The organism is Streptomyces sp. NPDC025793, assembly GCF_055558375.1.
Map to the genome: position 1 here is coordinate 56390 of NZ_JBVHMR010000028.1, position 24160 is coordinate 80549.

26 protein-coding genes are annotated in these 24160 nt (G+C 71.0%); 8 read left to right on the top strand and 18 right to left on the bottom strand.

All coding sequences use genetic code 11. The features are described from left to right. Nucleotides 1-45: 45 nt before the first annotated feature. The 3 genes from ACZ4MF_RS35680 to ACZ4MF_RS35690 form a co-directional block, all read right to left on the bottom strand. Nucleotides 46-2721 carry an ATP-binding protein gene (locus ACZ4MF_RS35680; RefSeq protein WP_467496719.1) on the bottom strand — a complete coding sequence of 892 codons (2676 nt, stop codon included), beginning with the start codon at nt 2719-2721 and terminating at the stop codon, nt 46-48. A gap of 269 nt (nt 2722-2990) precedes the next feature. After that, complete coding sequence (locus ACZ4MF_RS35685; RefSeq protein ID WP_356027785.1) at nt 2991-3314, bottom strand: STAS domain-containing protein; 324 nt, start codon at nt 3312-3314, stop codon at nt 2991-2993. Nucleotides 3315-3506: 192 nt separating this feature from the next. Beyond that, the gene (locus ACZ4MF_RS35690; RefSeq protein WP_467496721.1) at nt 3507-4355 is read right to left on the bottom strand and encodes a 3-hydroxyacyl-CoA dehydrogenase family protein; all 849 of its coding nucleotides are present in this window, start codon (nt 4353-4355) and stop codon (nt 3507-3509) included. A gap of 247 nt (nt 4356-4602) precedes the next feature. Here ACZ4MF_RS35690 and ACZ4MF_RS35695 point away from each other — a divergent pair, with 247 nt between their 5' ends. Next, the gene (locus ACZ4MF_RS35695) at nt 4603-5445 is read left to right on the top strand and encodes a helix-turn-helix domain-containing protein (protein WP_467496723.1); all 843 of its coding nucleotides are present in this window, start codon (nt 4603-4605) and stop codon (nt 5443-5445) included. Beyond that, nucleotides 5427-5711 (top strand): DUF397 domain-containing protein, encoded by a 285-nt coding sequence (locus ACZ4MF_RS35700; protein ID WP_467496725.1) that lies wholly within the window; start codon nt 5427-5429, stop codon nt 5709-5711. Before ACZ4MF_RS35695 ends, ACZ4MF_RS35700 begins: the two co-directional genes overlap by 19 nt. Here ACZ4MF_RS35700 and ACZ4MF_RS35705 read toward each other — a convergent pair. Next, a complete protein-coding gene (locus ACZ4MF_RS35705) occupies nt 5708-6349 on the bottom strand; it encodes a TetR/AcrR family transcriptional regulator (protein ID WP_467496727.1) in 642 nt (213 codons plus the stop codon). The two genes, ACZ4MF_RS35700 and ACZ4MF_RS35705, sit on opposite strands and share 4 nt — an antisense overlap. Nucleotides 6350-6446: 97 nt before the next feature. Between ACZ4MF_RS35705 and ACZ4MF_RS35710 the strand changes: the two genes are divergently transcribed. The 3 genes from ACZ4MF_RS35710 to ACZ4MF_RS35720 are packed head-to-tail and all read left to right on the top strand — an operon-like array spanning nt 6447 to nt 8603. Beyond that, nucleotides 6447-7232, top strand: coding sequence for an ABC transporter ATP-binding protein (locus ACZ4MF_RS35710; protein WP_467496729.1), 786 nt, complete (start codon nt 6447-6449; stop codon nt 7230-7232). A gap of 35 nt (nt 7233-7267) precedes the next feature. Further along, complete coding sequence (locus ACZ4MF_RS35715) at nt 7268-8017, top strand: ABC transporter permease (RefSeq protein ID WP_467496731.1); 750 nt, start codon at nt 7268-7270, stop codon at nt 8015-8017. A 13-nt stretch (nt 8018-8030) separates the two neighbouring features. Next, the gene (locus tag ACZ4MF_RS35720; protein WP_467496733.1) at nt 8031-8603 is read left to right on the top strand and encodes a cob(I)yrinic acid a,c-diamide adenosyltransferase; all 573 of its coding nucleotides are present in this window, start codon (nt 8031-8033) and stop codon (nt 8601-8603) included. A gap of 24 nt (nt 8604-8627) precedes the next feature. Here the strand turns inward: ACZ4MF_RS35720 and ACZ4MF_RS35725 are convergent, their stop codons facing one another. From ACZ4MF_RS35725 to ACZ4MF_RS35745, 5 genes are read right to left on the bottom strand one after another with little or no spacing between them, the layout of a single operon-like run. Further along, nucleotides 8628-8834, bottom strand: a complete 207-nt coding sequence (locus ACZ4MF_RS35725; protein ID WP_467496735.1) for a hypothetical protein — start codon at nt 8832-8834, stop codon at nt 8628-8630. Further along, the gene (locus tag ACZ4MF_RS35730; RefSeq protein WP_467496737.1) at nt 8834-9241 is read right to left on the bottom strand and encodes a hypothetical protein; all 408 of its coding nucleotides are present in this window, start codon (nt 9239-9241) and stop codon (nt 8834-8836) included. The genes ACZ4MF_RS35725 and ACZ4MF_RS35730 overlap by 1 nt, the downstream gene beginning before the upstream one ends. Before the next feature lie 56 nt (nt 9242-9297). Beyond that, on the bottom strand, nt 9298-10773 hold the full coding sequence (locus tag ACZ4MF_RS35735; RefSeq protein WP_467496739.1) for a sensor histidine kinase: 1476 nt from the start codon (nt 10771-10773) through the stop codon (nt 9298-9300). Then, a complete protein-coding gene (locus tag ACZ4MF_RS35740; protein WP_467496741.1) occupies nt 10770-11519 on the bottom strand; it encodes a response regulator transcription factor in 750 nt (249 codons plus the stop codon). The genes ACZ4MF_RS35735 and ACZ4MF_RS35740 overlap by 4 nt, the downstream gene beginning before the upstream one ends. A gap of 9 nt (nt 11520-11528) precedes the next feature. After that, entirely contained in the window at nt 11529-12110 is a 582-nt protein-coding gene (locus ACZ4MF_RS35745; RefSeq protein WP_467496743.1) for a hypothetical protein, read from the bottom strand. A 151-nt stretch (nt 12111-12261) separates the two neighbouring features. On the opposite strand from ACZ4MF_RS35745, the gene ACZ4MF_RS35750 reads away from it, so the two are divergent. From ACZ4MF_RS35750 to ACZ4MF_RS35760, 3 genes are all read left to right on the top strand, one after another. Next, nucleotides 12262-13446 (top strand): sensor histidine kinase, encoded by a 1185-nt coding sequence (locus ACZ4MF_RS35750; RefSeq protein ID WP_467496744.1) that lies wholly within the window; start codon nt 12262-12264, stop codon nt 13444-13446. Nucleotides 13447-13537: 91 nt separating this feature from the next. After that, the gene (locus tag ACZ4MF_RS35755) at nt 13538-14191 is read left to right on the top strand and encodes a response regulator (RefSeq protein WP_467496745.1); all 654 of its coding nucleotides are present in this window, start codon (nt 13538-13540) and stop codon (nt 14189-14191) included. 145 nt (nt 14192-14336) lie between these two features. Continuing rightward, a complete protein-coding gene (locus ACZ4MF_RS35760; RefSeq protein WP_467496747.1) occupies nt 14337-16163 on the top strand; it encodes a glycosyl hydrolase family 18 protein in 1827 nt (608 codons plus the stop codon). A gap of 63 nt (nt 16164-16226) precedes the next feature. Here ACZ4MF_RS35760 and ACZ4MF_RS35765 read toward each other — a convergent pair whose 3' ends face one another. The 9 genes from ACZ4MF_RS35765 to atpB all read right to left on the bottom strand — a co-directional run bounded on the left by ACZ4MF_RS35765 (nt 16227) and on the right by atpB (nt 23911). Beyond that, complete coding sequence (locus ACZ4MF_RS35765; RefSeq protein WP_071385887.1) at nt 16227-16673, bottom strand: DUF2550 domain-containing protein; 447 nt, start codon at nt 16671-16673, stop codon at nt 16227-16229. Nucleotides 16674-16830: 157 nt separating this feature from the next. Beyond that, nucleotides 16831-17205 (bottom strand): F0F1 ATP synthase subunit epsilon, encoded by a 375-nt coding sequence (locus tag ACZ4MF_RS35770; protein ID WP_356027752.1) that lies wholly within the window; start codon nt 17203-17205, stop codon nt 16831-16833. A 130-nt stretch (nt 17206-17335) separates the two neighbouring features. Further along, the gene (atpD, locus tag ACZ4MF_RS35775) at nt 17336-18772 is read right to left on the bottom strand and encodes a F0F1 ATP synthase subunit beta (RefSeq protein ID WP_467496750.1); all 1437 of its coding nucleotides are present in this window, start codon (nt 18770-18772) and stop codon (nt 17336-17338) included. Continuing rightward, complete coding sequence (locus ACZ4MF_RS35780) at nt 18773-19687, bottom strand: F0F1 ATP synthase subunit gamma (RefSeq protein WP_356027747.1); 915 nt, start codon at nt 19685-19687, stop codon at nt 18773-18775. It abuts the gene before it with no gap. A gap of 21 nt (nt 19688-19708) precedes the next feature. Beyond that, nucleotides 19709-21301 carry a F0F1 ATP synthase subunit alpha gene (atpA, locus tag ACZ4MF_RS35785; RefSeq protein ID WP_071385890.1) on the bottom strand — a complete coding sequence of 531 codons (1593 nt, stop codon included), beginning with the start codon at nt 21299-21301 and terminating at the stop codon, nt 19709-19711. 129 nt (nt 21302-21430) lie between these two features. Next, entirely contained in the window at nt 21431-22246 is an 816-nt protein-coding gene (locus ACZ4MF_RS35790) for a F0F1 ATP synthase subunit delta (protein WP_467496753.1), read from the bottom strand. Further along, nucleotides 22243-22794 (bottom strand): F0F1 ATP synthase subunit B, encoded by a 552-nt coding sequence (locus tag ACZ4MF_RS35795; protein WP_356027740.1) that lies wholly within the window; start codon nt 22792-22794, stop codon nt 22243-22245. Before ACZ4MF_RS35795 ends, ACZ4MF_RS35790 begins: the two co-directional genes overlap by 4 nt. Before the next feature lie 37 nt (nt 22795-22831). Next, a complete protein-coding gene (locus ACZ4MF_RS35800; RefSeq protein ID WP_003992984.1) occupies nt 22832-23071 on the bottom strand; it encodes an ATP synthase subunit c family protein in 240 nt (79 codons plus the stop codon). 69 nt (nt 23072-23140) lie between these two features. After that, nucleotides 23141-23911 carry a F0F1 ATP synthase subunit A gene (atpB, locus tag ACZ4MF_RS35805; RefSeq protein ID WP_356027893.1) on the bottom strand — a complete coding sequence of 257 codons (771 nt, stop codon included), beginning with the start codon at nt 23909-23911 and terminating at the stop codon, nt 23141-23143. Nucleotides 23912-24160 lie beyond the last annotated feature (249 nt).

Here is a 24160-nt window from a genome sequence, read left to right on the forward strand (position 1 = left end):
CCGCGCCGCCCGCCCCGTTCGAGAGGGGCGGGCGGCGCGGGGCGGTCAGGCCACCGTGCCGGAAGGCTGCGGTGCGCTCTGAGGCGCCGACGCGCTGCTCGTCGTGGTGCCGGACGTGCCGGTGGTGGATCCGCCGGTCGTGCCGCCCGAGCCGCCCGTGGTGCCGCCCCCCGTGGTGCCGCCCCCCGTGGTCCCGCCCGGGGTGCCACTCGTGGAGCCTCCGGTGGTGGTCCCGCCGGTGCCGCTGCCCGTCGTACCGCCCGTGCCGCCGCTGGTCGTGCCGCCGGTGCTGCCACTGCTCGTGCCGCCCGACGGGCTCCCGCTGGAACTGCCCGTGGACCCTCCCGTGCCGCTGCCGGACGTCCCGCCCGTCGGCGAGGTGGAAGACCCCGACGGCTTGGGCGACTTGGACGGCGGGGTCGAGGTCCTGCCGGACCCGGACGGGCTGATGCTCTCCGACGGCCGGGCCGGGTCCGTCGACGGCCCCGAGCCGCCCGTCGTGGCGGACGTGCCGCCCGAGCCGGCGGTCGTCGGCCGCCCGGCCGCCCCGCCCGTCGTACCGCCGCCGCGGCTCTGCCCGGGGTCCGCGCCGAGGGAGCCGCCGTCCGTGCCCTCGCTGATGGAGGGGTTGACGTCGACCTTGCCGGCCGGGTTCTTGTCGGCGTTCTCGTGGGACGTCATGCCGAGCGTGACGACCGTGCCGAGGACCGCGGCGAGCAGCGCGCCGGAGCCGGCCGCCACCAGGTTGCGGCGGGCCAGCCGGCGGACGCCACCGATCCCGCCGCGCGCCGGGGCCGCGGGCAGCTGCTGGGTGACCAGGGGCTCGCCGAGCGGAGCGTACGGCGGCGGCGCCGACTCCTCGTGCCGTATCTCCGGCAGCTCCTCCCCCGCCATGGCCGCGATCCCGGGCAGCTCGCCCGAGCGGTCGGCGACCAGCGCGAGGGCCCGGCGCCCGGCGACGGTGCCCCGCTTGTCGGCGAGTGCGCCGCGCAGCCCGATGGACGCCTCCAGCTCGGCGCGGGCCCGGTCCAGCTGGCCGCAGCAGAGCGCCAGGACACCCAACTCATGGTGAAAATAGGCCTGTTCATGTACGTCACCGGCCGGCCGGGCGGCCTCCGCTCCGGAACGCAGCGCACGCTCCCACGCGCCCCACTGGAGCCCGGCGGCGAAGGAGGGGGCGGCCGTACGGGCGAGCCGTATCGCACAGCTCTCCTCGCCGTCGACGGGCGCGGCGGCCTGCGGGACGACGGCGGCGAGGGCGGCCAGCACCGCGTCGGCCTCCGCGCTCACCCGCTCGGGGGTGACCGAGGGGTGGCCGGTCCACCAGGTGTAGTGCTCGGCGGCGGCGAGCGCCCGGTCCGGGGCGTCGTCGGCGTATCCGGCGGCCTCCAGCTGGGTCTGCACCCCGGCCGCGAGCCGGTAGCGGGCGCCCACCGGGGAGACCAGTCCGCAGGCGGTCAGCTCGCCGAGGGCGGCGTCGGCGTGGGTGTCGCCGACCAGCGCCGGCAGATGCGCCTGGTGCGGCACCTCGCCGCCGAGGGCGACGGCGAACCGCAGGGTGGCGCGGGCGGAGGCGCTGAGCCGGGAGGCGAGCAGCGGGGCGGGCGCGGCGGCCTCGCCGAGGGCGGGCAGCGGGACGGCGTCCGCCGGCTCCGCGGCCGGGTCCACGGTCAGGTCCACGGCCACGGGCAGGCGCACGTCCGGTCGTACGTCATCGAAGACGCCGTACTCGCCGTACGCGCCGTACTCGTCGTGCCGGTCCACCGCCTCCGGGCCGGCCCGGAGCTCCTCGCGCTGCCTGAGCAGGGCACCGGCCTGGACGAACCGCAGGGGCAGACCCTCGGACTCGAACCACAGGTCGCCTGCCCAGTTGGCCTCCTCCTCGGTGAGGACGCGGCCGACGGTGCGCTCCAGGATCTGCACACCGGCGGCGCGGTCGAGGCCGCCGAGGAAGACCTCCTCGACCGCGGAGGCGGCGGAGGGCGCGGGCACGTCGGGGGTGGCGCCGATCAGGAAGGCGCACTCGCGGGCGGTGTCGAGGAGCTCGTCCAGACCGGCGCCGCCGAACTCGATGTCGTCCAGGACGACGACCGCGCCGATCTCGGCGACGAGCGCGCGCAGGTCCTCCGGGGCGGGGCGGTGGCCGGGGGCGTCGTACGCGGCGTGGAAGAGGTCGTGGAGGACGTCGCCGGCGGTGCGGCGGAAGCCGCTGAGCCGGACCACGCCGTCGGGGGCGAGGTCCTGGCAGTCCTCGGCGACGAGGTCGAGCAGGGCGGTGCGGCCGGAGCCGCCGGGGCCGGTGAGGCGCACGGAGCGGCCGCGGGCCAGCAGCCGGACCAGGCGCTCGCGCTCGTCCTGGCGTTCCAGCAGGGCGAGGGGCGGCTGGGCGGGACCGGCCGGGGCGGGCGGCCTGGCGGCCCGCTCGGTCTCGGCGCGCTCGGCGGCGGTGCGCTTGCGGGGCGCGGCGGGGCGCCGGGCCGGCGGGCAGGGCTCTATCTCGCTGCCGTCGACGGGGTTGACGGTCAGCAGCAGATCACCGGCGACGAGCTGCGCCGTGCGGGCGGGCGCGGGCGTGCTCGTGCCGAAGTCGGAGGTGAGGGATTCCCGGGGCGCGCGGCGGGCCGGCGCCTGTCCGTGTCCCTCGGGTCCCTCGGGTCCCAGGTGGCCCGGGTGGCCCGGATGTCCCGGGCCGATCGGGTCGGTGGGTTCCATCGGTTCCATGGGTTTCCTGCCCCCCAAAAGCGTCGTGTGCCCGTGATCCGGCCCCTCCCGGCCTTGTCGCACACAGCGTCGTCGCTTCTGGTCCGGGCCCGCTCGGTCGAGGGTTGCGAGGCGGCGGGCGACCGAACCCTAAACCTTGGCTCAGTATCTCCGACAGGGCGGGGTGCCGTACGGTCCGGCACGTCACGGTCCGGTGAGGATTGCCCACGCAGTGCGCACCCGTCCCGGCCGCCCGGCGCTTCACATCCGGGGACCGGCCGTGCGGCGCGTCACACGCGGGGCAGCGACTCCACGCCGATGCCGCCCTCGATGGCGAGGATGCGGTGCAGCCGGGTGGCCACCAGCAGGCGCTGCATCTGCGGCGGGACGCCGCGCAGCACCAGGCGGCGACCGCAGCGGCCGGCCCGCCGGTGGGCGCCCATGATCACCCCGAGCCCGGTGGCGTCCCAGGAGTCCAGTTCCGACAGGTCGAGCACCAGGTCGCCGATGCCGTGATCGACGGCGCGGTGCAGGGCCGTACGGGCGTCCGCCGCGCTGCGGACGTCGAGGCGGCCCCCGACGACCAGCTCGGCATGGTCGCCCCTGATGTGCATAAGCGCTCCCCGTTGAGTGCGGTTGGCGGACTCCGTGACGCTGCCTCGTCCTGATCGGTACCCGTGACGTTGCAACGTCTGACTGTGCGAGTGGTGGTGCGGTTGCTGTTTGTAAGCGAACCGATACCGAATTCACCCCGGGGAGTGATACTCCCGGGGGTGAGATCCGGCGGATGTCCGTACAGATGGTGCTCAGTACTTGTAGAAGCCCTGCCCGCTCTTGCGGCCGATGTCACCGGCATCCACCATCCGGCGCATCAGCTCCGGCGCGGCGAACTTCTCGTCCTGGGACTCGGTGTAGATGTTGCTCGTGGCGTGCAGCAGGATGTCGACGCCCGTGAGGTCGGCGGTCGCGAGCGGGCCCATGGCGTGGCCGAAGCCCAGCTTGCAGGCGAGGTCGATGTCCTCGGCGGTGGCGACCCCGGACTCGTAGAGCTTGGTGGCCTCCACGACGAGCGCGGAGATGAGCCGGGTGGTCACGAAGCCGGCCACGTCGCGGTTGACGACGATGCAGGTCTTGCCGACGGACTCGGCGAACTCCCGTGCGGTGGCGAGGGTTTCGTCGCTCGTCTTGTACCCGCGGACCAGCTCGACGAGCTGCATCATCGGCACCGGCGAGAAGAAGTGGACGCCGACGACCCGCTCGGGGTGCTCGGTGGCCGCCGCGATCTTGGTGATCGGGATGGCGGAGGTGTTGGAGGCGAGCACGGTGTCCGGGCGCACGATCTTGTCGAGCGCGCGGAAGATCTCGTGCTTGACCTCCAGCTTCTCGAAGACGGCCTCCACGACGACATCGGCGTCGGCGGCGGCGTCCAGGTCCGTGGTGGCGGTGATGCGGGCGAGGGCGGCCTCGGCGTCCGCCGCCTCCAGCTTCCCCTTGCTGACGAACTTGTCGTACGAGGCCTCGATGCCGTCGGTGCCACGCTTCAGTGCCTCGTCGGTGACATCGCGCAGGACGACGTCCCAGCCCGCCTGCGCGGCGACCTGAGCGATGCCGGACCCCATGAGTCCGGCTCCGATGACGGCGAGCTTCCGTGCCACTGACGACTCCCTTGAATCGCGCTCCAAGTCTGCTTCTCCGGCGGACCCTAGCGCTCTGGAGGCGCTGTGTGAGCGGTTAGTAACGCGTGTCACGGTCTCAGGTGGTGAGACGCCGGTCACTCCGCGATCCCGAATTCCTCGCGCTCTCACGCCGGTTGGCGTTTCGGGTGATGCGGCACGGTTGTCCGCTTCGGATCGATACGCTACGTGCCCGACCTGTCACACAACGACCATGTGAGGGGGCACCATGCCCGTGCGGAGGGTGGTCACCGGACGCAGCCAGGAGCCCCGGCGGCGCTACGCGGAAGAACTCCGCCGCCTGCGCACGACCAGGGGCCTGAGCCTGCGGGCACTGGCGGATGCGGTGGGCTGGGACCCGTCGCACTTCAGGAAACTGGAGAGCGGGGAGACTCCGGGCGGCCCGGAGGTGGCGGAGGCGCTGGACCAGTTCTACGGGACGCCGGGGTTGTTGCTGGCGATGTGGGAGATGGCCCTGGCAGATCCGACGCAGTTCAAGCAGCAGTACCGGCGGTACATGATGCGGGAGGCGGAGGCGGTGAGGCTGTGGCACTTCGGGGTGAGCATCCTGCCGGGTTTGTTGCAGACGGATGCCTACGCCCGCGAGGTGCTTGCCCTTGGCGGCTACAAGGGCAAGGAGTTGGACCAGCAGGTGGCGGCTCGCACCGGGCGGCGGATGTTGCTGGAGGGGGATCACGCCCCGCCGTTCCGCGCGCTCATCGCCGAGACGGTGCTGCGCACGCCACTGCGCGACACGGGCGCATGGCGGGAGCAACTGGAGTATCTCCTAGAGATGTCGGAGCGTCCGAACATCAGCCTTCAGGCGTTGCCGGACCATTCCGGCCTGCACGGCCTGGTGAGTACCGCCGTCATGTTCCTGCGACTGACGAACGGGACTACGGTGGCCTACACGGAGAACGCGCACCGAGGTGAACTGATCGAAGAACACGCGGCAGTTGAGAAGTTGCAACGTGCGTACGATGCCATGCGCGACCAAGCGCTGAATCCAGCCGAGTCGCGGAAATTCATCCTGCGGATGTTGGAGGAAGTGCCGTGCGAGCTGTCGACCTGAGCAGCGTGACCTGGCGGAAGAGCAGCTACAGCAACCCCGACGGCGGCAACTGCCTCGAAGTCTCCGACGATCTCCTGACCACCGTCCGCTGGCGCAAGAGCAGCCACAGCAACCCCGACGGCGGCGAGTGCCTCGAAGTCTCCGACAGCCTCCCCGCCACCGTTCCCGTCCGCGACAGCAAGGCCCCTGACGGCCCGGTGCTCCTCTTCGCGGCCCGGCCCTGGGCGTCGTTCGTCGCGGCCGTCGGGGGCGGGGAGTTCCGCTAGGCCCTCCCCCGTACCGCGTACCCGAGGACCCGTTCGCTCAGCAGGTCCTCGATCTCGTCGATGAGGGCGAGCACCTCGCGGGACACTTCGCCCGGTTCGCGGCCGGCCATCATCTCGCGGCCGATGGTGACGAAGACCGTCTGGTGGATCCAGCAGATCTGGCCGGCCATCAGGTCCGGCAGCGGGTCGCCGTCGGCGGCGCCGGTCTCCTCGCGCAGGGCGGCGGTCACGTTGTCGTGCACCTCCTGCTGGAGGGTCCACAGCCGGGAGCGCAGCGCCGGCGCCTCGTGGATGACCCGCATGAAGCGGTCGTAGCCCGTCATCAGGCCGACCCGGGGTGAGACGGCCTGGACCTCGCCGCGCAGCTCGCGCAGGACGGCGCCCGCGGCGGACTCCCCCGCGTCCCGGCTGCGGATCCAGCGGGCGAGCCGGTCGACCATGCCGGCCGAGCGGTCGAAGAAGAGGTCTTCCTTCGCCGGGAAGTAGTTGTAGACCGTGTTGACGGAGACGTTGGCGGCCTCCGCGATCTCCGCGACGGTCACGGCCTCGAAGCCGCGCTCCAGGAACAGACCCGTGGCGACATCCGAGATGTACTGCCTGGTCTGCCGCTTCTTCCGCTCCCTGAGCCCCTCTGCCATGTCCGCATCCTAGCTTCGCTGGACCAACTGAAAAGTTGGAGAGGGGGAAATTTTGGGGACGTTGCAAAATTTCAGGAACTCTGTTTTTCTGGTCGGCATGGCAGCAGTCATCAGCGCGGCGGGCCTCGCCCGCACCTTCCAGAGCAGGACCGGCCCCGTCGAGGCCGTCCGGGGCATCGACCTCACCGTCCACGAGGGCGAGATCCTCGGCTTCCTCGGACCCAACGGCGCAGGCAAGACGACCACCCTGCGGATGCTCACCACCCTGCTGAAACCGACGGGCGGCGCGGCCACCGTCGCCGGGCACGACCTCGCGAGCGACCCGGCCGGGGTGCGCCGGGTGTCCGGGTACGTCGCCCAGTCCGGCGGGGTCGATCCGCAGATCACCGTGCGGGAGGAACTGGTCACCCAGGGCCGGATGTACCGGCTGTCCAAGTCCGAGGCGACCGGGCGGGCCGAGGAACTCGCCCGCGACCTGGACCTCGGCGACCTCCTCGACCGGAAGACGGCCGCCCTCTCCGGCGGGCAGCGCCGCCGCCTCGACATCGCGATGGCGCTCACGCACCACCCGAAGGTGCTCTTCCTGGACGAGCCGACGACCGGACTCGACCCCGCCAGCCGCGCCGACCTGTGGGACCTGGTCCGCCGGCTGCGCGACCGGCACGGCACGACCGTGTTCCTGACCACCCACTACCTGGACGAGGCCGACGCCCTCGCCGACCGCCTGGTGATCGTCGACCGGGGCACGGTCGCCGCCGAGGGCACGCCGGGCGCGCTCAAGCTCCGGCACGGCGGCTCGCTCGACGCCACCCTCCAGGACACCTTCCTCGCCATCACCGGCCGCGGCGCCGCCCCGGCCGGCACCACCCCCGTATCCGTCTAGCGATCCGGCGAAAAGGAAGAAGAAAAGGGAAGAAGATGCTGCTCCACGACACGGCCCTCATCTACGGCCGTTATCTGCGCCAGTCCCTGCGCTCCCGCTTCGCGCTGCTCTTCGGCGTGCTCACCCCGCTGCTCTATCTGCTCTTCTTCGGACCGCTACTCACCCGTCTCCCGCTGGGCGGCGGCGGCAGCTCCTGGCAGGTGCTGGTGCCCGGCCTGCTGCTCCAACTCGGCCTGTTCGGCGCCCTGTTCGCGGGGTTCACGGTCATCATCGAGAAGGGGCAGGGGGTGCTGGAGCGGATGCGTGTGACCCCCGTCAGCCGGCTCGCCCTGCTCCTCGGCCGGGTGCTGCGCGACGCCACGGTGTTCGTCTTCCAGGCGGTGCTGCTGGTGCTGGCCGCGCTGGCGATGGGCCTGCGGGCGCCGCTCACCGGCATCCTGATCGGCTTCGCGTTCGTCGCCCTGCTCACCCTCTCGCTGGCCTCGCTGTCGTACGCGCTCGGCATGGTGGTGCGCACCCCGCAGGAGTTCGGCCCGCTGATCAACGCGGTGTCGATGCCGTCGATGCTGCTGTCCGGCCTGATGCTCCCGATGACCCTCGCGCCCACCTGGCTGGACGTGCTCTCGCACTTCGTGCCGTTCCGCTATCTCGTGGACGCGGTGCGCGACGCGTACATCGGGCAGTACGCCACCGCGCACATGCTCTACGGCAGCCTCGTCGCCGTCGGCTTCGCGGTGCTCGCGGTGACGGTGGGCACACGAGTGTTCCGAACGGCCGGGGCGTAACTAGGCTGGCCTTATGGTCAATCTGACGCGCATCTACACCCGGACCGGCGACAAGGGCACCACCGCCCTCGGTGACATGAGCCGGGTGCCCAAGACCGACCTCAGGATCTCCGCCTACGCCGACGCCAACGAGGCCAACGCCGTCATCGGCACCGCGCTCGCGCTGGGCGGCCTGGAGGCGGAGGTCGCGCAGGTCCTCACCCGCGTCCAGAACGACCTGTTCGACGTGGGTGCGGACCTGTCGGCGCCCGTCGTGGAGAACCCTGAGTTCCCGCCGCTGCGGGTCGAGCAGTTCTACGTCGACCGGCTGGAGGCGGACTGCGACCGCTTCAACGAACGCCTGGAGAAGCTGCGGTCCTTCATCCTTCCCGGCGGCACCGCGGGCGCGGCCCTGCTCCACCAGGCCTGCACGGTCGTCCGCCGCGCCGAGCGCTCCACCTGGGCGGCCCTGGAGGTGCACGGCGAGACGATGAACCCGCTCACCGCCACCTACCTCAACCGCCTGTCCGACCTGTTGTTCATCCTGGCGAGGTGCGCCAACGGGGAGACGGGCGACGTGCTGTGGGTGCCGGGCGGGGAGCGCTGAGCAACACCCCCGCTCCCCGCCGGGTCACCGGTCCGCCGTGCTCGTCGCGTCCTGGTCGGCCGCGGCCGCGGCGGACTCGGCCGCGTTCACCTTCTGCTGCATCTGCGCGTATCCCGAGGGCGCGCCGGAGGAGGCCGGAGCCTTGGGGGACGCGCCGTCGTGGTGCGCGCAGCCCGCGGTGAGCGCCACGAGCAGCGCCACCGCCGGCAGCACGGCAGAGCGGGCCCGCATCAGCTCGCCGCCTTGCCCTCGCCGTTGTCCTTGCACCAGGTGGAGACGGCGGCCAGGTCCTTCTGCCGCTGCTCCAGGGTCGTCACCAGCGACGTGCGGAAATTCAGCCTGTCCTGAAGATAGGTGGCGATCGCCGTGTGGCCCGCCTTCTTCGCGTTGTCCACCCGCTTCTCCAGCCGGGCCACCGAGCCGCGCGTGCCCGCCCCGGCTTCGAGCCGCTTCAGGGCCCGTGCGATCCGCCGGTCGATCTTCGGCAGCCGCTTGCACAGCGACTTCGCCCCGTCGCCGGTGGGACCCGGTGCGGGGGTGCTGCCGGCGGCGGCAGCCGTGCCCGCCGTGCCGCCCGCCAGGACGGCCGTCACGGCGAGCCCCGCGAGCAGCGTGCGCGTGTGTCGTCGTACGTACATCTGCCTCTCCGTTCACTTACCGGGCGGCCTCGGCGGCCGTCCGTCGCGGACGGAGGCTAGGCAGTGTCTTTGGGGAAACTCTGTGACCGGTTTGCTCCGGCTGTTCCGATCAGCCAGTCCCGCCGGTCGGACATGCCCGGCGGTTCGCCGCCGTCCACGGGCAGCCGTACCGCGAAGCGGGCACCCACGCCGTCCGGGCCGTCCGTCACCGCCACGCTCCCCCGGTGCAGCGCCGCCTGCTGCGCGACGAGCGTGAGGCCGAGTCCGGAGCCGGTGCTGTCCCGGCCGCGCTGGAACCGCTCGAAGACCCGGGACCGGGCCTCGGCCGGCACGCCCGGACCCTGATCGTCCACGGTGATCAGCACCTCGCCGGCACCGCCCCGGTCCACGGCCACCCGCACCCGGGCCCGGCCCGCCCGGTCCCGGCCGTGGGCCAGGGCGTTGGCCAGCAGGTTGTCCAGGAGCAGCCGCAGCCCCGGCTCCCAGCCGTGCACGGTGAGCCCGGGCGGCGCGTCCAGGGTGATCGCGGCGTCGGGCGCGCGGCGGCGGGCCTCGGCCACGGCCGCGTCGGCCACCTCGGACAGGTCGACGGACCGGAACGCCTCCGCCTCCACCAGGTCGCCGCGCCCCAGCTCCCGGAGCATCACCAACAGGCCGAGCAGCCGGGCGTGTTCGCGTCGCAGATCGTCCATGACCTCGGTGCGGTCCGGCTCCGGCAGGTCGGGGTGGCCGGCGAGGATGTCGAGGTTGGTGCCCATGCTCATCAGCGGGGTGCGCAGTTCGTGCGCGGCCGCCGACGAGAAGGAGCGGGCGGTGTCCAGGGCCTCGGCGGTGCGCGCGGCCTGTTCGTCGTAGCGGGCCAGGACGGTGCGCACGGTGGCCGCCAGTTCGTCGACCTCGACCACGCCGGTCCGCCACTGGCCCAGCCGGGCGCCGCTGGTGCGCGGGTCGAGGCCCGCGGTGCGGCGGGTGAGCCGGCGCAGCGGGGCGCTCGTCCCGGTGGCCAGGCCCCAGGCGAGCAGCCCGGACAGCGGTGCGGCGAGGATCGCTGTGCCGACCACCCGGCGGCGGACGAGCGGGATCTGCACGCGCTGCGCGGTGTCGGGCGAGAAGAGCCACAGCGTGCCGGAGGCCGTCCCGGCGCGCAGCGGCCGGGCCAGGGCCCGCCAGGTGCGGCCGCCGGCGTGGACGACGGCGAAGCCGGACGTGCGGTCGGGCAGCGCCACCGCGGGGTCGGGCTGGGGGCCGCCGCTGAAGGCCGAGTCCTGACCGACGACGCGTACGCCGACGTCGAGGGCCGCGTCGAACAGCTGCCGCTGCCGTGTGTCGGCGGCCTTGGGGCGGTCGTTCGCCGCGGCCCGCAGCAGGGATCGGGCGTCCGGGGCGAGGGCCGCCGCACGCTTGCGCAGGTGCTGGTCCTCGGCCCGGCGCAGATCGCCGGAGACCAGGTGCAGCAGCAGCCAGCCGCCGGCCAGCACGAGCAGCGGGACGGTGCAGCCGACGGCGAGGCCGATGCGGGTGGAGAGCCTCATGGTGCGTCCCCAGGCTGCCGGGGCTCCTGCGGTTTTCCGGGCTCCCTGGGCTCCCTGAGGACGAAGCCGACGCCGCGGACGGTGTGGATGAGCCGGGGGCGGCCCCGGGTCTCCAGTTTGCGCCGCAGATAGCTGACGAAGGTGTCGACGGTGTCGGTGCGTACGTCGAAGTCGTAGCCCCACACCCGTTCCAGGAGCTGGTCGCGGGTGAGGACCAGTCCGGCGTTGCGGGCGAGCACCTCCAGCAGCTCGAACTCGCGCCGGGTCAGCTCCAGCGGGATGCCGTCGCGCTCGGCGGTGCGGGCGTCCGGGTCGATCACCAGGCCGGCCGTGCGCAGCGGCGCCGTGCGGCCGGTGCCGGCCGGCGGGCGACGGCGCAGCAGGGCGCGCAGCCGCAGCACCAGCTCCTGCAGGGCGAAGGGTTTGACGAGGTAGTCGTCGCCGCCCGCCTGGAGCCCGGCGATCCGGTCGGCGGTCTCGTCCAGCGCGGAGAGCATGAGCACGGGCAGGTCCCGGCCCGCGTCGCGCAGCCGGGTGCACACCTCGATGCCGCTCATGCCGGGCATCGACACGTCGAGGACGAGCACGTCCGGCGGGGCGTCCTCGATCGCGGCCAGCGCCCCGGGGCCGTCGGCGGCGGTCCGCACCGCGAAGCCGCCGAGTCTGAGCCCGCGCTCCAGCGAGCGCCGGATCGCCGCGTCGTCGTCGACGACCAGCACCGCGCCGGACCCCGCCCCGTCACCCATACGCCCTCCTCATCGTCCGGTCAGCGTACGGCCCTCCGCCTCGCGCGCGGCAGTGCCGGCCGGTGCCTTCTTCGGCCACAGCAGATAGGTCAGGGCGATGACCCCGTGGATCGCGAGGACCCGCAGCGCGGTCCACTGCCAGGAGCGCAGCGAGCCGGTGGCGGTGCCGTCGCCGACGTACCAGATCGCGCACTGGAGCAGGGCGAGGGAGACGGCCGCCGCGAGCAGCGTGCGCAGCCAGAGCCGGCCTTCGTACCGGGCGCGGGCGAGGCCGTACCTGGGCGGCCTCGGGGGCCGGGGGGCGCCCGCGAGACGATGGGCGGCGTGGCCGTCCAGCCAGGTGATCGTGGAGTGGCCGTAGGCGACGGTGAAGCCGATGTAGAGCGCGGCCAGGCCGTGCTCCCAGCTCGGCCGGGCGCCGCCGCGCAGGTCGACGGCCGTCGCGAGGAACAGCACCACCTCCAGCAGCGGCTCGCACAGCAGCAGCGCCACGCTGGTGCGGCGCCATTTCAGCAGGTAGCGGACGGCCAGTCCGGCCGCCAGCAGTACCCAGAACGCCACCTCGCAGGCGATGACCAATCCGACGACCACGGCTCGCTCCTTCCCGTCGTCCTCCCAGCCTCGCCGCCGTTCTGTCCGCTTTCGTCGTCTGCGGGGGCGACCTCGCCGTAAACGAAAGTTGCAGTTCGGGACCCTTCCCAAGGACCAGGCGGGGGCCGGGCCGAGCGTGTTGGATGGACCCATGGCACGAGCGCTCGCCCACCCCCACCCCGACGACCTGCGCATCGCGCTGGGCGGACTGCTCGGCGGGGTGGTGCTGTGGACGCTCGGGATCCATCCGCGCACCGCCTCGGACCCGCTGGTGCTGTGGCACGCGGCCTGGGCCCCGCTGGTGCCGCTGGCGGTGACGGCCGTGTGCGAGCCGCTGCGCCGCTCCCGGCCCCGGCTCGGCGTGTTCGTCGGCACGCTCGCGCTGACCCTGGACACGGTGACGCTGGGCAACGTCGTCACCGTCGTCATGTACACCGACCTGATCTACGCGTCGGTCCTGTACGGCGACCCCGCCTCGGCCCGCCGCGTCCCCTGGATCACCGGGATGCTGACGGTGCTCGGCGGTGTCGTGCCCGCGGCGGTCTGGCGCGATCCGCAGGCGCTGCTGATCGGTGTGGGGATCGGTGTGGTCGCGTTCGCGCCGGCGGCGACCGGCTGGGTGGTGCGCAACCACCGCGACGCCGCCGAGGCGGCCCGGCTGCGCGCCGAACAGACCGCGCTGCTCGCCGAGATGGACCGCAGCCAGGCGGTCACGGCCGAACGGTCGCGGATGGCACGGGAGTTGCACGACATGGTCGCCAACCACCTGTCCGCGATCGCCATCCACTCCACGGCCGCACTGTCGCTCGACGACGCGCGGACCTCCCGGGACGCCCTCACGGTGATCCGGGAGAACAGCGTGGAGGGGCTGGCCGAGATGCGCCGGCTGATCGGTATCCTGCGGGACAGCAGCGGCGACCTGGAGCCCGCGGCCACCCCGACGCTCGACGGCCTGGCCACGCTGGTCAAGGGCGCCCGCGCCAACGGGCTGGACGTCCGCCTCGCGGACGGTCACGGCCGGGTTCCGGCGCCGGTGGAGCTGGCCGCGTACCGGATCGTGCAGGAGTCGTTGACCAACGCGCTCAAGCACGCGGCCGAGGGGCCCGTCGAGGTCTCGCTGCGGCAGGAGGAGAGCATGTTGCACGTCCACGTGACCAGCGCCTACCGGCATGGTGACACCCCGCGCGCGCCCGGCTCGGGCTCCGGGCTCACCGGGATGCGGGAGCGGGCGGCACTGCTCGGCGGCACCTTCGAGGCCGGGCCCGGAACAGGCCCCGGCATCGACCGCTGGACCGTACGCGCCACCCTCCCCCTCGACCGGGAAAACCCCGCATGACCCGCACCCCGCACACCCGCGCCGCCGACCACCGACCCCCTCCCCGCCTGGGACGTGCGCGCCGCGCTGCCGTGCGCCGAAGGAGACCCGCATGACCGCCTCCGCCATCCGGGTCCTCGTCGCCGAGGACCAGTCCGCCGTGCGCGCCGGGCTCGCGCTGATCCTGCGCAGCGCGCCCGACATCGAGGTGGCCGGTGAGGCGGCGGACGGCGAGCAGGCGGTGGAGCTGGCCCGGGAACTGCGGCCGGACCTGGTCCTGATGGATGTGCAGATGCCGCGCCTGGACGGGGTGTCGGCGACCCGGGCCATCGTCGCGGAGGGCCTCGCGGACGTGCTCGTGCTGACCACGTTCGACCTGGACGAGTACGTCTTCGGGGCGCTCAGGGCGGGGGCGTCCGGGTTCCTGTTGAAGCACACCGAGGCACGGGACCTGCTGGAGGCGGTGCGGACGGTGGCGCGCGGCGAGGGGATCGTGGCCCCGGCGGTCACCCGTCGGCTGATCGCCGAGTTCGCCGCCGTACCGGCGCACGCGGCGACGTCCGACCCGGCCGTGCTGGAGGCGCTGACCCGGCGCGAGCGCGAGGTGCTGTCGCGCATCGGCGAGGGCCTGTCCAACGCCCAGATCGCCGAGCGGCTGGGGATGGCCGAGGGCACGGTGAAGACCCACGTCAGCCGGCTGCTGGGCAAGCTCGGGCTGCGCAGCCGGGTCCAAGCGGCCGTACTGGCACAGGAGTTGGGGATCTAGCGGCTGTCAGGACCGGGTCCTGTGAATTGGTCCAGACCTATTGACCCGTGGTCCAGACCTTTCTACTCTCGCAGCACCATGGGCGTGAAGGCTCAGTCATGCCCACGACACCCCCATACATTCCCCGATACGGAGGAGGCGCACCATGCGCTTCAGACACAGAGCCGCGGCAGGCTTCGCGACCCTGTTGCTCCCCCTGGCCGGCCTCGTCGGACTCGCCGACCCGGCCCATGCCGCGACGGCCGAGGCCACGGCGAGCTTCACCAAGACCACCGACTGGGGAACCGGCTTCGGCGGCCAGTGGACCATCAAGAACACCGGCTCCAGCAGCATCAGTTCGTGGACCGTCGCGTGGGACTTCCCTTCCGGCACGTCCGTCACCTCGGCCTGGGACGCGGACGTCACCAACTCCGACAACCACTGGACCGCCAAGAACAAGTCCTACAACGGCACCCTCGCCCCCGGCGCCTCCGTCTCCTTCGGCTTCAACGGCTCGGGCCCGGGATCGCCGAGCAACTGCACGCTCAACGGCGGCAGTTGCGACGGCGGTACGACCGTCCCCGGCGACAACCCGCCCTCCGCACCCGGCACCCCGACCGCCTCCGGCGTCACCGACACCTCGGTGAAGCTCAGCTGGGGCGCGGCCACCGACGACAAGGGCGTCAAGAACTACGACGTCCTGCGGGACGGCAAGGTCGTCTCCACCGTGACGACGACCTCGTACACGGACACCGGTCTGACCGCCGGCACCGACTACTCCTACACCGTGCAGGCCCGCGACACCGCCGACCAGAGCGGCCCGGTCAGCGGCGCCGTCGCCGTCCACACCACCGGCGGTGGCTCCACTCCCCCGGCCACCGGCGACAAGGTCAAGCTGGGCTACTTCACCGAGTGGGGCATCTACGGCCGCAACTACAACGTCAAGAACCTGGTGACGTCCGGCTCGGCCGCGAAGATCACGCACATCAACTACGCCTTCGGCAACGTGACGAACGGCCAGTGCGCGATCGGTGACGCCTACGCCGACTACCAGAAGACGTTCACCGCCGACCAGTCGGTCAGCGGTACCGCGGACACCTGGGACCAGCCACTGGCCGGCAACTTCAACCAGCTGCGCGAGCTGAAGGCCAAGTACCCGAACCTCAAGATCCTGTGGTCCTTCGGCGGCTGGACCTGGTCCGGCGGCTTCGCGCAGGCCGCGGCCAACCCCACCGCGTTCGCGGACTCCTGCTACAACCTGGTCAACGACCCGCGCTGGGCCGACGTCTTCGACGGCATCGACATCGACTGGGAGTACCCGAACGCCTGCGGCCTGTCCTGCGACACCAGCGGGGCCGCGGCCTTCAAGAACGTGCTGTCCGCGCTGCGCGCCAAGTTCGGCAGCGGCAAGCTCGTCACGGCCGCGGTCACCGCCGACGGCTCGGCCGGCGGCAAGATCGAGGCCGCCGACTACGCCGGGGCCGCGCAGTACGTCAACTGGTACAACGTGATGACGTACGACTTCTTCGGCGCCTGGGACGCCCAGGGCCCGACCGCCCCGCACTCCCCGCTCACCTCGTACTCCGGCATCCCGAAGGCGGGCTTCACCACCGCCGACGCGATCGCCAAGTACAAGTCCGTCGGGGTGCCGTCGGGCAAGCTGCTCATCGGCATCGGGCTGTACGGCCGCGGCTGGACCGGCGTCACCCAGGACGCCCCGGGCGGCACGGCCACGGGCCCGGCGGCCGGCACCTACGAGCAGGGCATCGAGGACTACAAGGTGCTCAAGACGTCCTGCCCGGTCACCGGCACCATCGCGGGCACGGCGTACGCGCACTGCGGCAGCAACTGGTGGTCGTACGACACCCCGTCCACCATCGCCGGGAAGATGAGCTGGGCCAAGTCCCAGGGGCTCGGCGGCGCCTTCTTCTGGGAGTTCAGCGGTGACACCAGCGACGGCGAGCTGGTGAACGCGATCAGCAGCAACCTGTAGTCGGGCAGCCCATCAGAGCCACATTCGCTCCCCCCGGCTTCGTCTGGGGGAGAGTGAATGTGGCTACGCCACATTCACTCGCTGTCCGGGCGGGGCTGCCTCCAGCCACGCGAGAAATCCGGTCAGCGCGTCTTCGCTCATGGCGAGTTCGAGGCGGGTGCCCCGATGCGTACAGGCGAGGACCACCGCGTCGGAGAGCAGCGCCAGCTCCTCCTCGCCCTCGGGCAGCCGGCGCCCGGCCACCTCGATGGCGGCGCGCTCCAGCGTGCGGCGCGGGCGGAAGCCGTAGGAGAAGACGCGGTACCACTCGATGCGGTCGCCGTTGTAGCGGGCGACGCCGTAGCTCCAGCCCTTGCCGCTGGCGTCCGGGGGCTCGGCCACGTCCCAGCGCAGGGAACAGTCGAAGGTGCCGCCGGAGCGCTGGATCAGTCTGCGGCGCAGTCCGAACAGGAACAGTCCCGCCACCACGAGCGCGACCACGACCCCGCACACAGTCAGAGCGAGGATCATCGGCACCGACCTCCTCGTCTCCCAGGTAGCGGAACTGCTTCTGTTACTGAGTAATGAAACTTAAAAAACACCCACATCTGCCTCAGCCGCGACCGGCACCGGATTGCTCCGGGCCGGCCGCGGCTGAGTGACGTCATACGGCAGCCGTGCTGTGGGCTCAGCTCGCCGCCGCCGCACGAAGGCGGACATCCGCGCGGCGCTCGGCGGCGGCGTCGCCCTCCGCCTTCGCACGCTCCAGCTCCCGCTCCGTGCGCTGGACATCGATCTCGTCCGACAGCTCGGCGATCTCGGCCAGCAACGACAGCTTGTTGTCCGCGAACGAGACGAAACCGCCGTGCACCGCGGCGACGACCGTTCCGCCATCACTCGTACGGATGGTCACCGGGCCCGACTCCAGCACACCGAGCAGCGGCTGGTGACCGGGCATGACGCCGATGTCGCCGGACGTGGTGCGCGCGACGACCAGGGTGGCCTCGCCGGACCAGACCTCTCGGTCGGCCGCGACCAACGCGACGTGCAGCTCAGCAGCCAAGGTGGCTCCTCGGGTCACCACCCGGCGGTTGTGCCGGGTGTTGGTTACAAGTCTAGTGGGCGTGGATGAGGGGGCGGGACGCGCCCGCCCCCTCACACGAACTCAAGGAGTTCACACGAACTCAGGGAGTTCAGGAGACGCCCAGCTCCTTGGCGTTGGCCTTGAGGTCCTCCAGGCCACCGCACATGAAGAACGCCTGCTCCGGGAAGTGGTCGTACTCGCCGTCGCAGATCGCGTTGAACGCCGCGATCGTCTCGTCCAGCGGGACGTCCGAACCGTCCACGCCGGTGAACTGCTTGGCGACGTGGGTGTTCTGGGACAGGAAGCGCTCCACGCGACGGGCACGGTGGACGACGAGCTTGTCCTCCTCGCCGAGCTCGTCGATACCGAGGATCGCGATGATGTCCTGGAGGTCCTTGTACTTCTGCAGGATGTTCTTCACGCGCATCGCGGCGTTGTAGTGGTCCGCCGCGATGTACCGCGGGTCGAGGATGCGGGACGTCGAGTCCAGCGGGTCCACGGCCGGGTAGATGCCCTTCTCGGAGATCGGACGGGAGAGCACCGTCGTCGCGTCGAGGTGGGCGAAGGTGGTGGCCGGGGCCGGGTCGGTCAGGTCGTCCGCGGGGACGTAGATCGCCTGCATCGAGGTGATCGAGTGACCACGGGTCGAGGTGATGCGCTCCTGGAGGAGACCCATCTCGTCGGCCAGGTTCGGCTGGTAGCCCACCGCGGAGGGCATACGGCCGAGCAGGGTGGAGACCTCGGAACCGGCCTGCGTGAAGCGGAAGATGTTGTCGATGAAGAACAGCACGTCCTGCTTCTGGACGTCACGGAAGTACTCGGCCATGGTGAGGCCGGCCAGCGCGACGCGCAGACGGGTGCCCGGGGGCTCGTCCATCTGACCGAAGACCAGCGCGGTCTTGTCGATGACGCCCGAGTCGGACATCTCCTCGATCAGGTCGTTGCCCTCACGGGTGCGCTCGCCGACACCGGCGAACACGGAGACACCGTCGTGGTTGTTGGCGACACGGTAGATCATCTCCTGGATGAGCACCGTCTTGCCGACGCCGGCGCCGCCGAACAGGCCGATCTTGCCGCCCTTGACGTACGGGGTGAGCAGGTCGATGACCTTGACGCCGGTCTCGAACATCTCGGTCTTCGACTCGAGCTCGTCGAAGTTCGGGGCCTTGCGGTGGATGCCCCAGCGCTCGCCGTCGTACTGCTCGTCGACGTTCAGCACCTCACCGAGGGTGTTGAACACCTTGCCCTTGGTGAAGTCACCGACGGGCACCGTGATGGCGTTGCCAGTGTCCGTCACCGGGGCCTGGCGGACCAGACCGTCGGTGGGCTGCATGGAGATGGTGCGGACCAGGCCGTCACCCAGGTGCTGGGCGACCTCCAGGGTCAGCGTCTTCTTCTCGCCCGCGTTCGCCGGGTCGGCGACCTCGACGTGGAGGGCGTTGTAGATGTCCGGCATCGCGTCGACGGGGAACTCCACGTCGACGACCGGGCCGATGACCCGGGCGACGCGGCCCGTAGCCGTCGCGGTCTCAACAGTGGTGGTCATTTATCGGTCACTCCCCGCGGTCGCGTCGGCCAGGGCGCTCGCGCCACCGACGATCTCGCTGATTTCCTGGGTGATTTCGGCCTGGCGGGCCGCGTTGGCAAGACGGGAGAGCGTGTTGATCAGCTCGCCCGCGTTGTCGGTGGCCGACTTCATCGCGCGCCGCGTGGCGGCGTGCTTCGAAGCGGCCGACTGGAGCAGCGCGTTGTAGATGCGGCTCTCCACATAGCGCGGCAGCAGGGCGTCGAGGACGTCCTCCGCCGAGGGCTCGAAGTCGTACAGCGGCAGGATCTCGCCCTTCGGCGCCTCCTGCGCGACCTCTTCGAGACGCAGCGGAAGGAGCCGGGCGTCCAGCGCCGTCTGCGTCATCATCGAGACGAACTCGGTGAAGACGATGTGGAGTTCGTCCACGCCGCCCTCGGCCGTCTCCTTCTCGATGGCCTCGATCAGGGGCGCCGCGACCTTCTTGGCGTCCGCGTACGACGGCTCGTCCGTGAAGCCCGTGAACGACTCCGCGATGGTGCGCTCACGGAAGTTGTAGTGGGCGACACCGCGCCGGCCGACGATGTACGTGTCGACCTGCTTGCCGTCGCGCTCCAGGCGCTCGGTGAGCTGCTCCGCCGTCTTGATGGCGTTGGAGTTGAAGGCGCCGGCCAGACCGCGGTCGCTCGTGAGGAGCAGGACCGCGGCACGGGTCGGGTTCTCCGTCTCCGTGGTGAGCGGGTGCTTGGTGTTCGAACCCGTGCCGACCGCCGTGACCGCGCGGGTCAGTTCCTGCGCGTACGGCGTGGAGGCCGCCACCTTGCGCTGCGCCTTGACGACGCGCGAGGCGGCGATCATCTCCATCGCCTTGGTGATCTTCTTGGTCGCGGTGACGGATCGGATGCGACGCTTGTAGACCCGGAGCTGGGCTCCCATGAGTCAGGTCCCTTCCTTACGTCACTTGGCGGCAGCGGCCGGAGTGTCCTCGCCGAGCAGCTTGCCGTCCGAGGTCTCGAACTGCTTCTTGAACTCGGCCACGGCGTCGTCGACCGCCTGGATCGTGTCGTTCGACATCTTGGCGCCCTCCTTGATGGAGGTCATCAGGCCCTGGTGCTTCCGGTGCAGGAAGTCGATCAGTTCCTTCTCGAAGCGGCGGATGTCGGCGACCGGGACGTCGTCCATACGGCCGTTGGTGCCGGCCCAGACGGAGACGACCTGGTCCTCGGTGGCCATCGGCTGGTACTGGTCCTGCTTCAGCAGCTCGACCATGCGCGAACCGCGCTCCAGCTGGGCCTTGGAGGCCGCGTCCAGGTCGGAACCGAAGGCGGCGAACGCCTCCAGCTCACGGAACTGGGCGAGGTCCACACGCAGACGGCCGGAGACCTGGCGCATCGCCTTGTGCTGCGCGGAACCACCGACTCGGGAGACGGAGATACCGACGTTCAGCGCGGGACGCTGACCGGCGTTGAACAGGTCCGACTCCAGGAAGCACTGGCCGTCGGTGATGGAGATGACGTTGGTCGGGATGAACGCCGAGACGTCGTTGGCCTTGGTCTCGACGATCGGCAGACCGGTCATCGAACCGGCGCCCATGTCGTCGGAGAGCTTGGCGCAGCGCTCCAGCAGGCGGGAGTGCAGGTAGAAGACGTCACCCGGGTAGGCCTCGCGGCCCGGCGGGCGGCGCAGCAGCAGGGACACGGCGCGGTAGGCGTCGGCCTGCTTCGAGAGGTCGTCGAAGATGATGAGGACGTGCTTGCCCTCGTACATCCACTGCTGGCCGATGGCCGAACCGGTGTACGGCGCGAGGTACTTGAAGCCGGCCGGGTCGGACGCCGGGGCGGCGACGATGGTCGTGTACTCCAGGGCGCCGTTCTCCTCCAGCGCGCGGCGCACGCCGGCGATGGTGGAGCCCTTCTGGCCGATGGCGACGTAGATGCAGCGGACCTGCTTCTTCGGGTCGCCGGTGCGCCAGTTGTCACGCTGGTTGATGATCGTGTCGACGGCCAGGGCGGTCTTGCCGGTCTGGCGGTCACCGATGATCAGCTGACGCTGGCCGCGGCCGATCGGGGTCATCGCGTCGACGGCCTTGTAGCCCGTCTCCATCGGCTCGTGCACCGACTTGCGCTGCATGACCGTGGGGGCCTGCAGCTCAAGGGCGCGGCGGCCGGACGTCTCGATCTCGCCGAGGCCGTCGATCGGGTTGCCGAGCGGGTCGACGACACGGCCGAGGTAGCCCTCGCCCACCGCGACGGAGAGGACCTCACCGGTGCGCGTGACCGGCTGACCCTCCTCGATGCCGCTGAACTCACCGAGGACGATGGCACCGATCTCGCGCTCTTCCAGGTTGAGCGCGAGGCCGAGGGTGCCGTCCTCGAACTTCAGCAGTTCGTTGGCCATGGCCGAGGGAAGACCCTCGATCTTCGCGATGCCGTCGCCGGCAAGGGTGACCGTACCGACCTCCTCGCGCGAGGCCGCGTCCGGCTTGTACGACTGGACAAAGTTCTCCAGCGCGTCCCGGATCTCCTCCGGCCGGATCGTGAGCTCCGCCATCTGGGTTCCCTGCTCTCCTTGTTGGGCCCGAAGTTTCACTTTGGGGGTCTGGGGGCGACCCCCAGGATTCTTCTGCACGGCCCAACCAGGGCCGTTCTGAGTACTACTGCTGTTCTCGAATACCGAGCGTCAGCTCGCCATGCGGCGGGCGGCGTCCTCCAGCCGGTCCGCGAGGGAGCCGTTGATGACCTCGTCACCGACCTGTACGCGGATACCGCCGACGACCTCGGGGTCCACGTCCAGGTTGAGGTGCATCCGGCGGCCGTAGAGCTTGGCGAGGGCGGCGCCGAGGCGCTGCTTCTGGCCATCGCTCAGCGGCACCGCCGAGGTGACGACGGCGACCATGCGGTCCCGGCGGTCGGCGGCCAGCTTGGACAGGGACTCCAGTCCCGCTTCCAGGCTACGTCCACGCGGCGCGGTCACGAGGCGCGCGACCAGACGCTCGGTGGCGGGCTTGGCCCGTCCGCCCAGCAGCCGGTGCAGCAGCTCGGTCTTGGCCTCGGCGCCGGCGGCGCGGTCGGTCAGCGCGGCGCGCAGCTCGGTGCTGGAGGAGACGATCCGGCCGAACCGGAACAGCTCGTCCTCGACCTCGTCCAGGTTGGCCCGCTTGTCGGCGGCGGTGAGGTCGGCGATGTTCGCCAGCTCCTCCAGCGCGTCGACCAGGTCGCGGGACTGCGACCAGCGGGCGCGGGCCATCCCGGACACCAGGTCGGCGGTGGGACCGCTGACCTGGCCGCCGATCAGGCGCTGGACCAGCTCCGCCTTGGCCTCCGCCTGCTGCGCCGGGTCGGTGAGGACCCGGCGCAGGCCGGCCTCGCGGTCGAGCAGCGCGGTGACCGCCGCCAGCTCGTCGGCGAGCTGAGCAGCGTCCACCGACGTGGAGTCCGTCAGCGTGTCGAGACGCTCACGGGCGGCAGCCAGGGCCTCGCGGCTCGCTCCGTTCATCGAGTCGCCTCGGCCTTCTCCTCGAGCTCGTCGAGGAAGCGGTCGATCACACGGCTCTGACGGGCGTGGTCCTCAAGGGACTCGCCGACGAGCTTGCCGGCCAGTTCGGTGGCGAGCTTGCCGACGTCCTGACGCAGGGTCTGGGCGGCGGCCTTGCGGTCGGCCTCGATCTGGGTGTGGCCCGCGGTGACGATCTCCTCGCGCTGCCGCTGGCCCTCGGCCCGCATCTCGGCGATGAGCGCGGCACCCTGCTCCTGCGCCTCCTGGCGCAGGCGCGCGGCCTCGTGCCGGGCCTCGGCGAGCTGAGCCTTGTACTGCTCAAGCACGCTCTGGGCCTCGACCTTCATGGCGTCGGCCTCTTCGATACCGCCTTCGATCGCCGCTCGGCGCTCCTCCAGAACCTTGTTGATGTTCGGAAGCAGCTTCTTCCAGAAGAAGAAGAACACGATGGCGAAGGCGATGGTGCCGACGAGCAGCTCGGGACCGGCGGGGACGAGCGGGTTCTGCTTCGTCTCCTCGGCCGCCAGCTGTGCCAGGTTGGCGATCACATCAGTGCCTTTCGTCGTTACGTGTCGGTAGGGAGTCTTACTTCACACCGAACACGAACGGCATGACGATGCCGATGAGGGCGAGCGCCTCACAGAAGGCGAAGCCCAGGATCTGGTTGGCGCGGATCAGACCAGCGGCCTCGGGCTGACGGGCGAGGGCCTGGGTGCCGTTACCGAAGATGATGCCGACGCCGATGCCGGGGCCGATGGCGGAGAGGCCGTAACCGACGGAACCGATGGAACCGGAGACAGCGGCGAGGGTCTCAGTGGCAGCCATGCTGAATCTTCCTTCTCTTTACGGACCGGTGGGGGTTGGCCACCGGACGACAGGGGGGTGGGGTGGTGCTCAGTGGTGCTCGGCGAGAGCGCCCTGAACGTACGAGCAGGCCAGCAGTACGAAGACGTACGCCTGAACCGCCTGGACGAAAAGCTCGAAGCAGATCATGGCCATGGTCATCACGAAGGAGACACCGGCGGCCGGGACCATCCAGCTGTTCAGCAGGTACCAGGAGGCGACGGTGAACATCACCAGCATCAGGTGACCGGCGAACATGTTGGCGAAGAGTCGCACCGCGTGCGTGAACGGGCGGACCAGCAGGTTCGAGAAGAACTCGATGACCATGACCAGCGGGAGCACCGCACCGAGCGACTTGTCGTAGCCCGTGACGTTCTTGAAGAAGCCCACGAAGCCGTGGCGCTTGAAGGTCAGCCCGACCCAGAGGATCCAGACGATCGCGGCCAGCACCATCGGGAAGGCGATGACCGAGGAGACGGGGAACTGCGCCAGCGGGATCACGGACCAGATGTTCATGATCCAGACGAAGAAGAAGAGGGAGACCATGAACGGCACCCACTTCTCGCCCTCGCGCTTGCCGAGGGTCTCGTACACGATGCCGCGGCGCACGAAGTCGTAGCCGGCCTCGCCGATCATCTGCAGTTTGCCGGGAACGACCTTGGCCTTGCCGAACGCCGTCCAGAAGAACGCGACGACGAGCACGGAGGTGATGAGCGCGAGCAGCATCACCTTGTTGAACTCGAAGCCTCCGACCGTGGCGAGCGGCTTGAACAGAAAGGAGTGCAGGCCCGGAGCCGGGAAGCCACACCCGTTGTCGGACATGATCCGACAACTCCAGTCAAAGGCGAGCTGGGTCTGGTCAGCACTCACCACGGGCTCCTTCGGCGTGACGCATGGGTACGGCAACCTCGTTGTGTCGGCGCGGCGCGTGGCCGCGGATCGGCACCGGACTGGTGTTACGGATGTGGGGGCGGCTGGGGGGCGTCGAGCCTCGCCATTGAGCAGGCGTCAGCTCGGCTGCCCGCGCCCGCGATGCCGCAGTTGGCACCGGACGATAGCAGGAGATCTCAC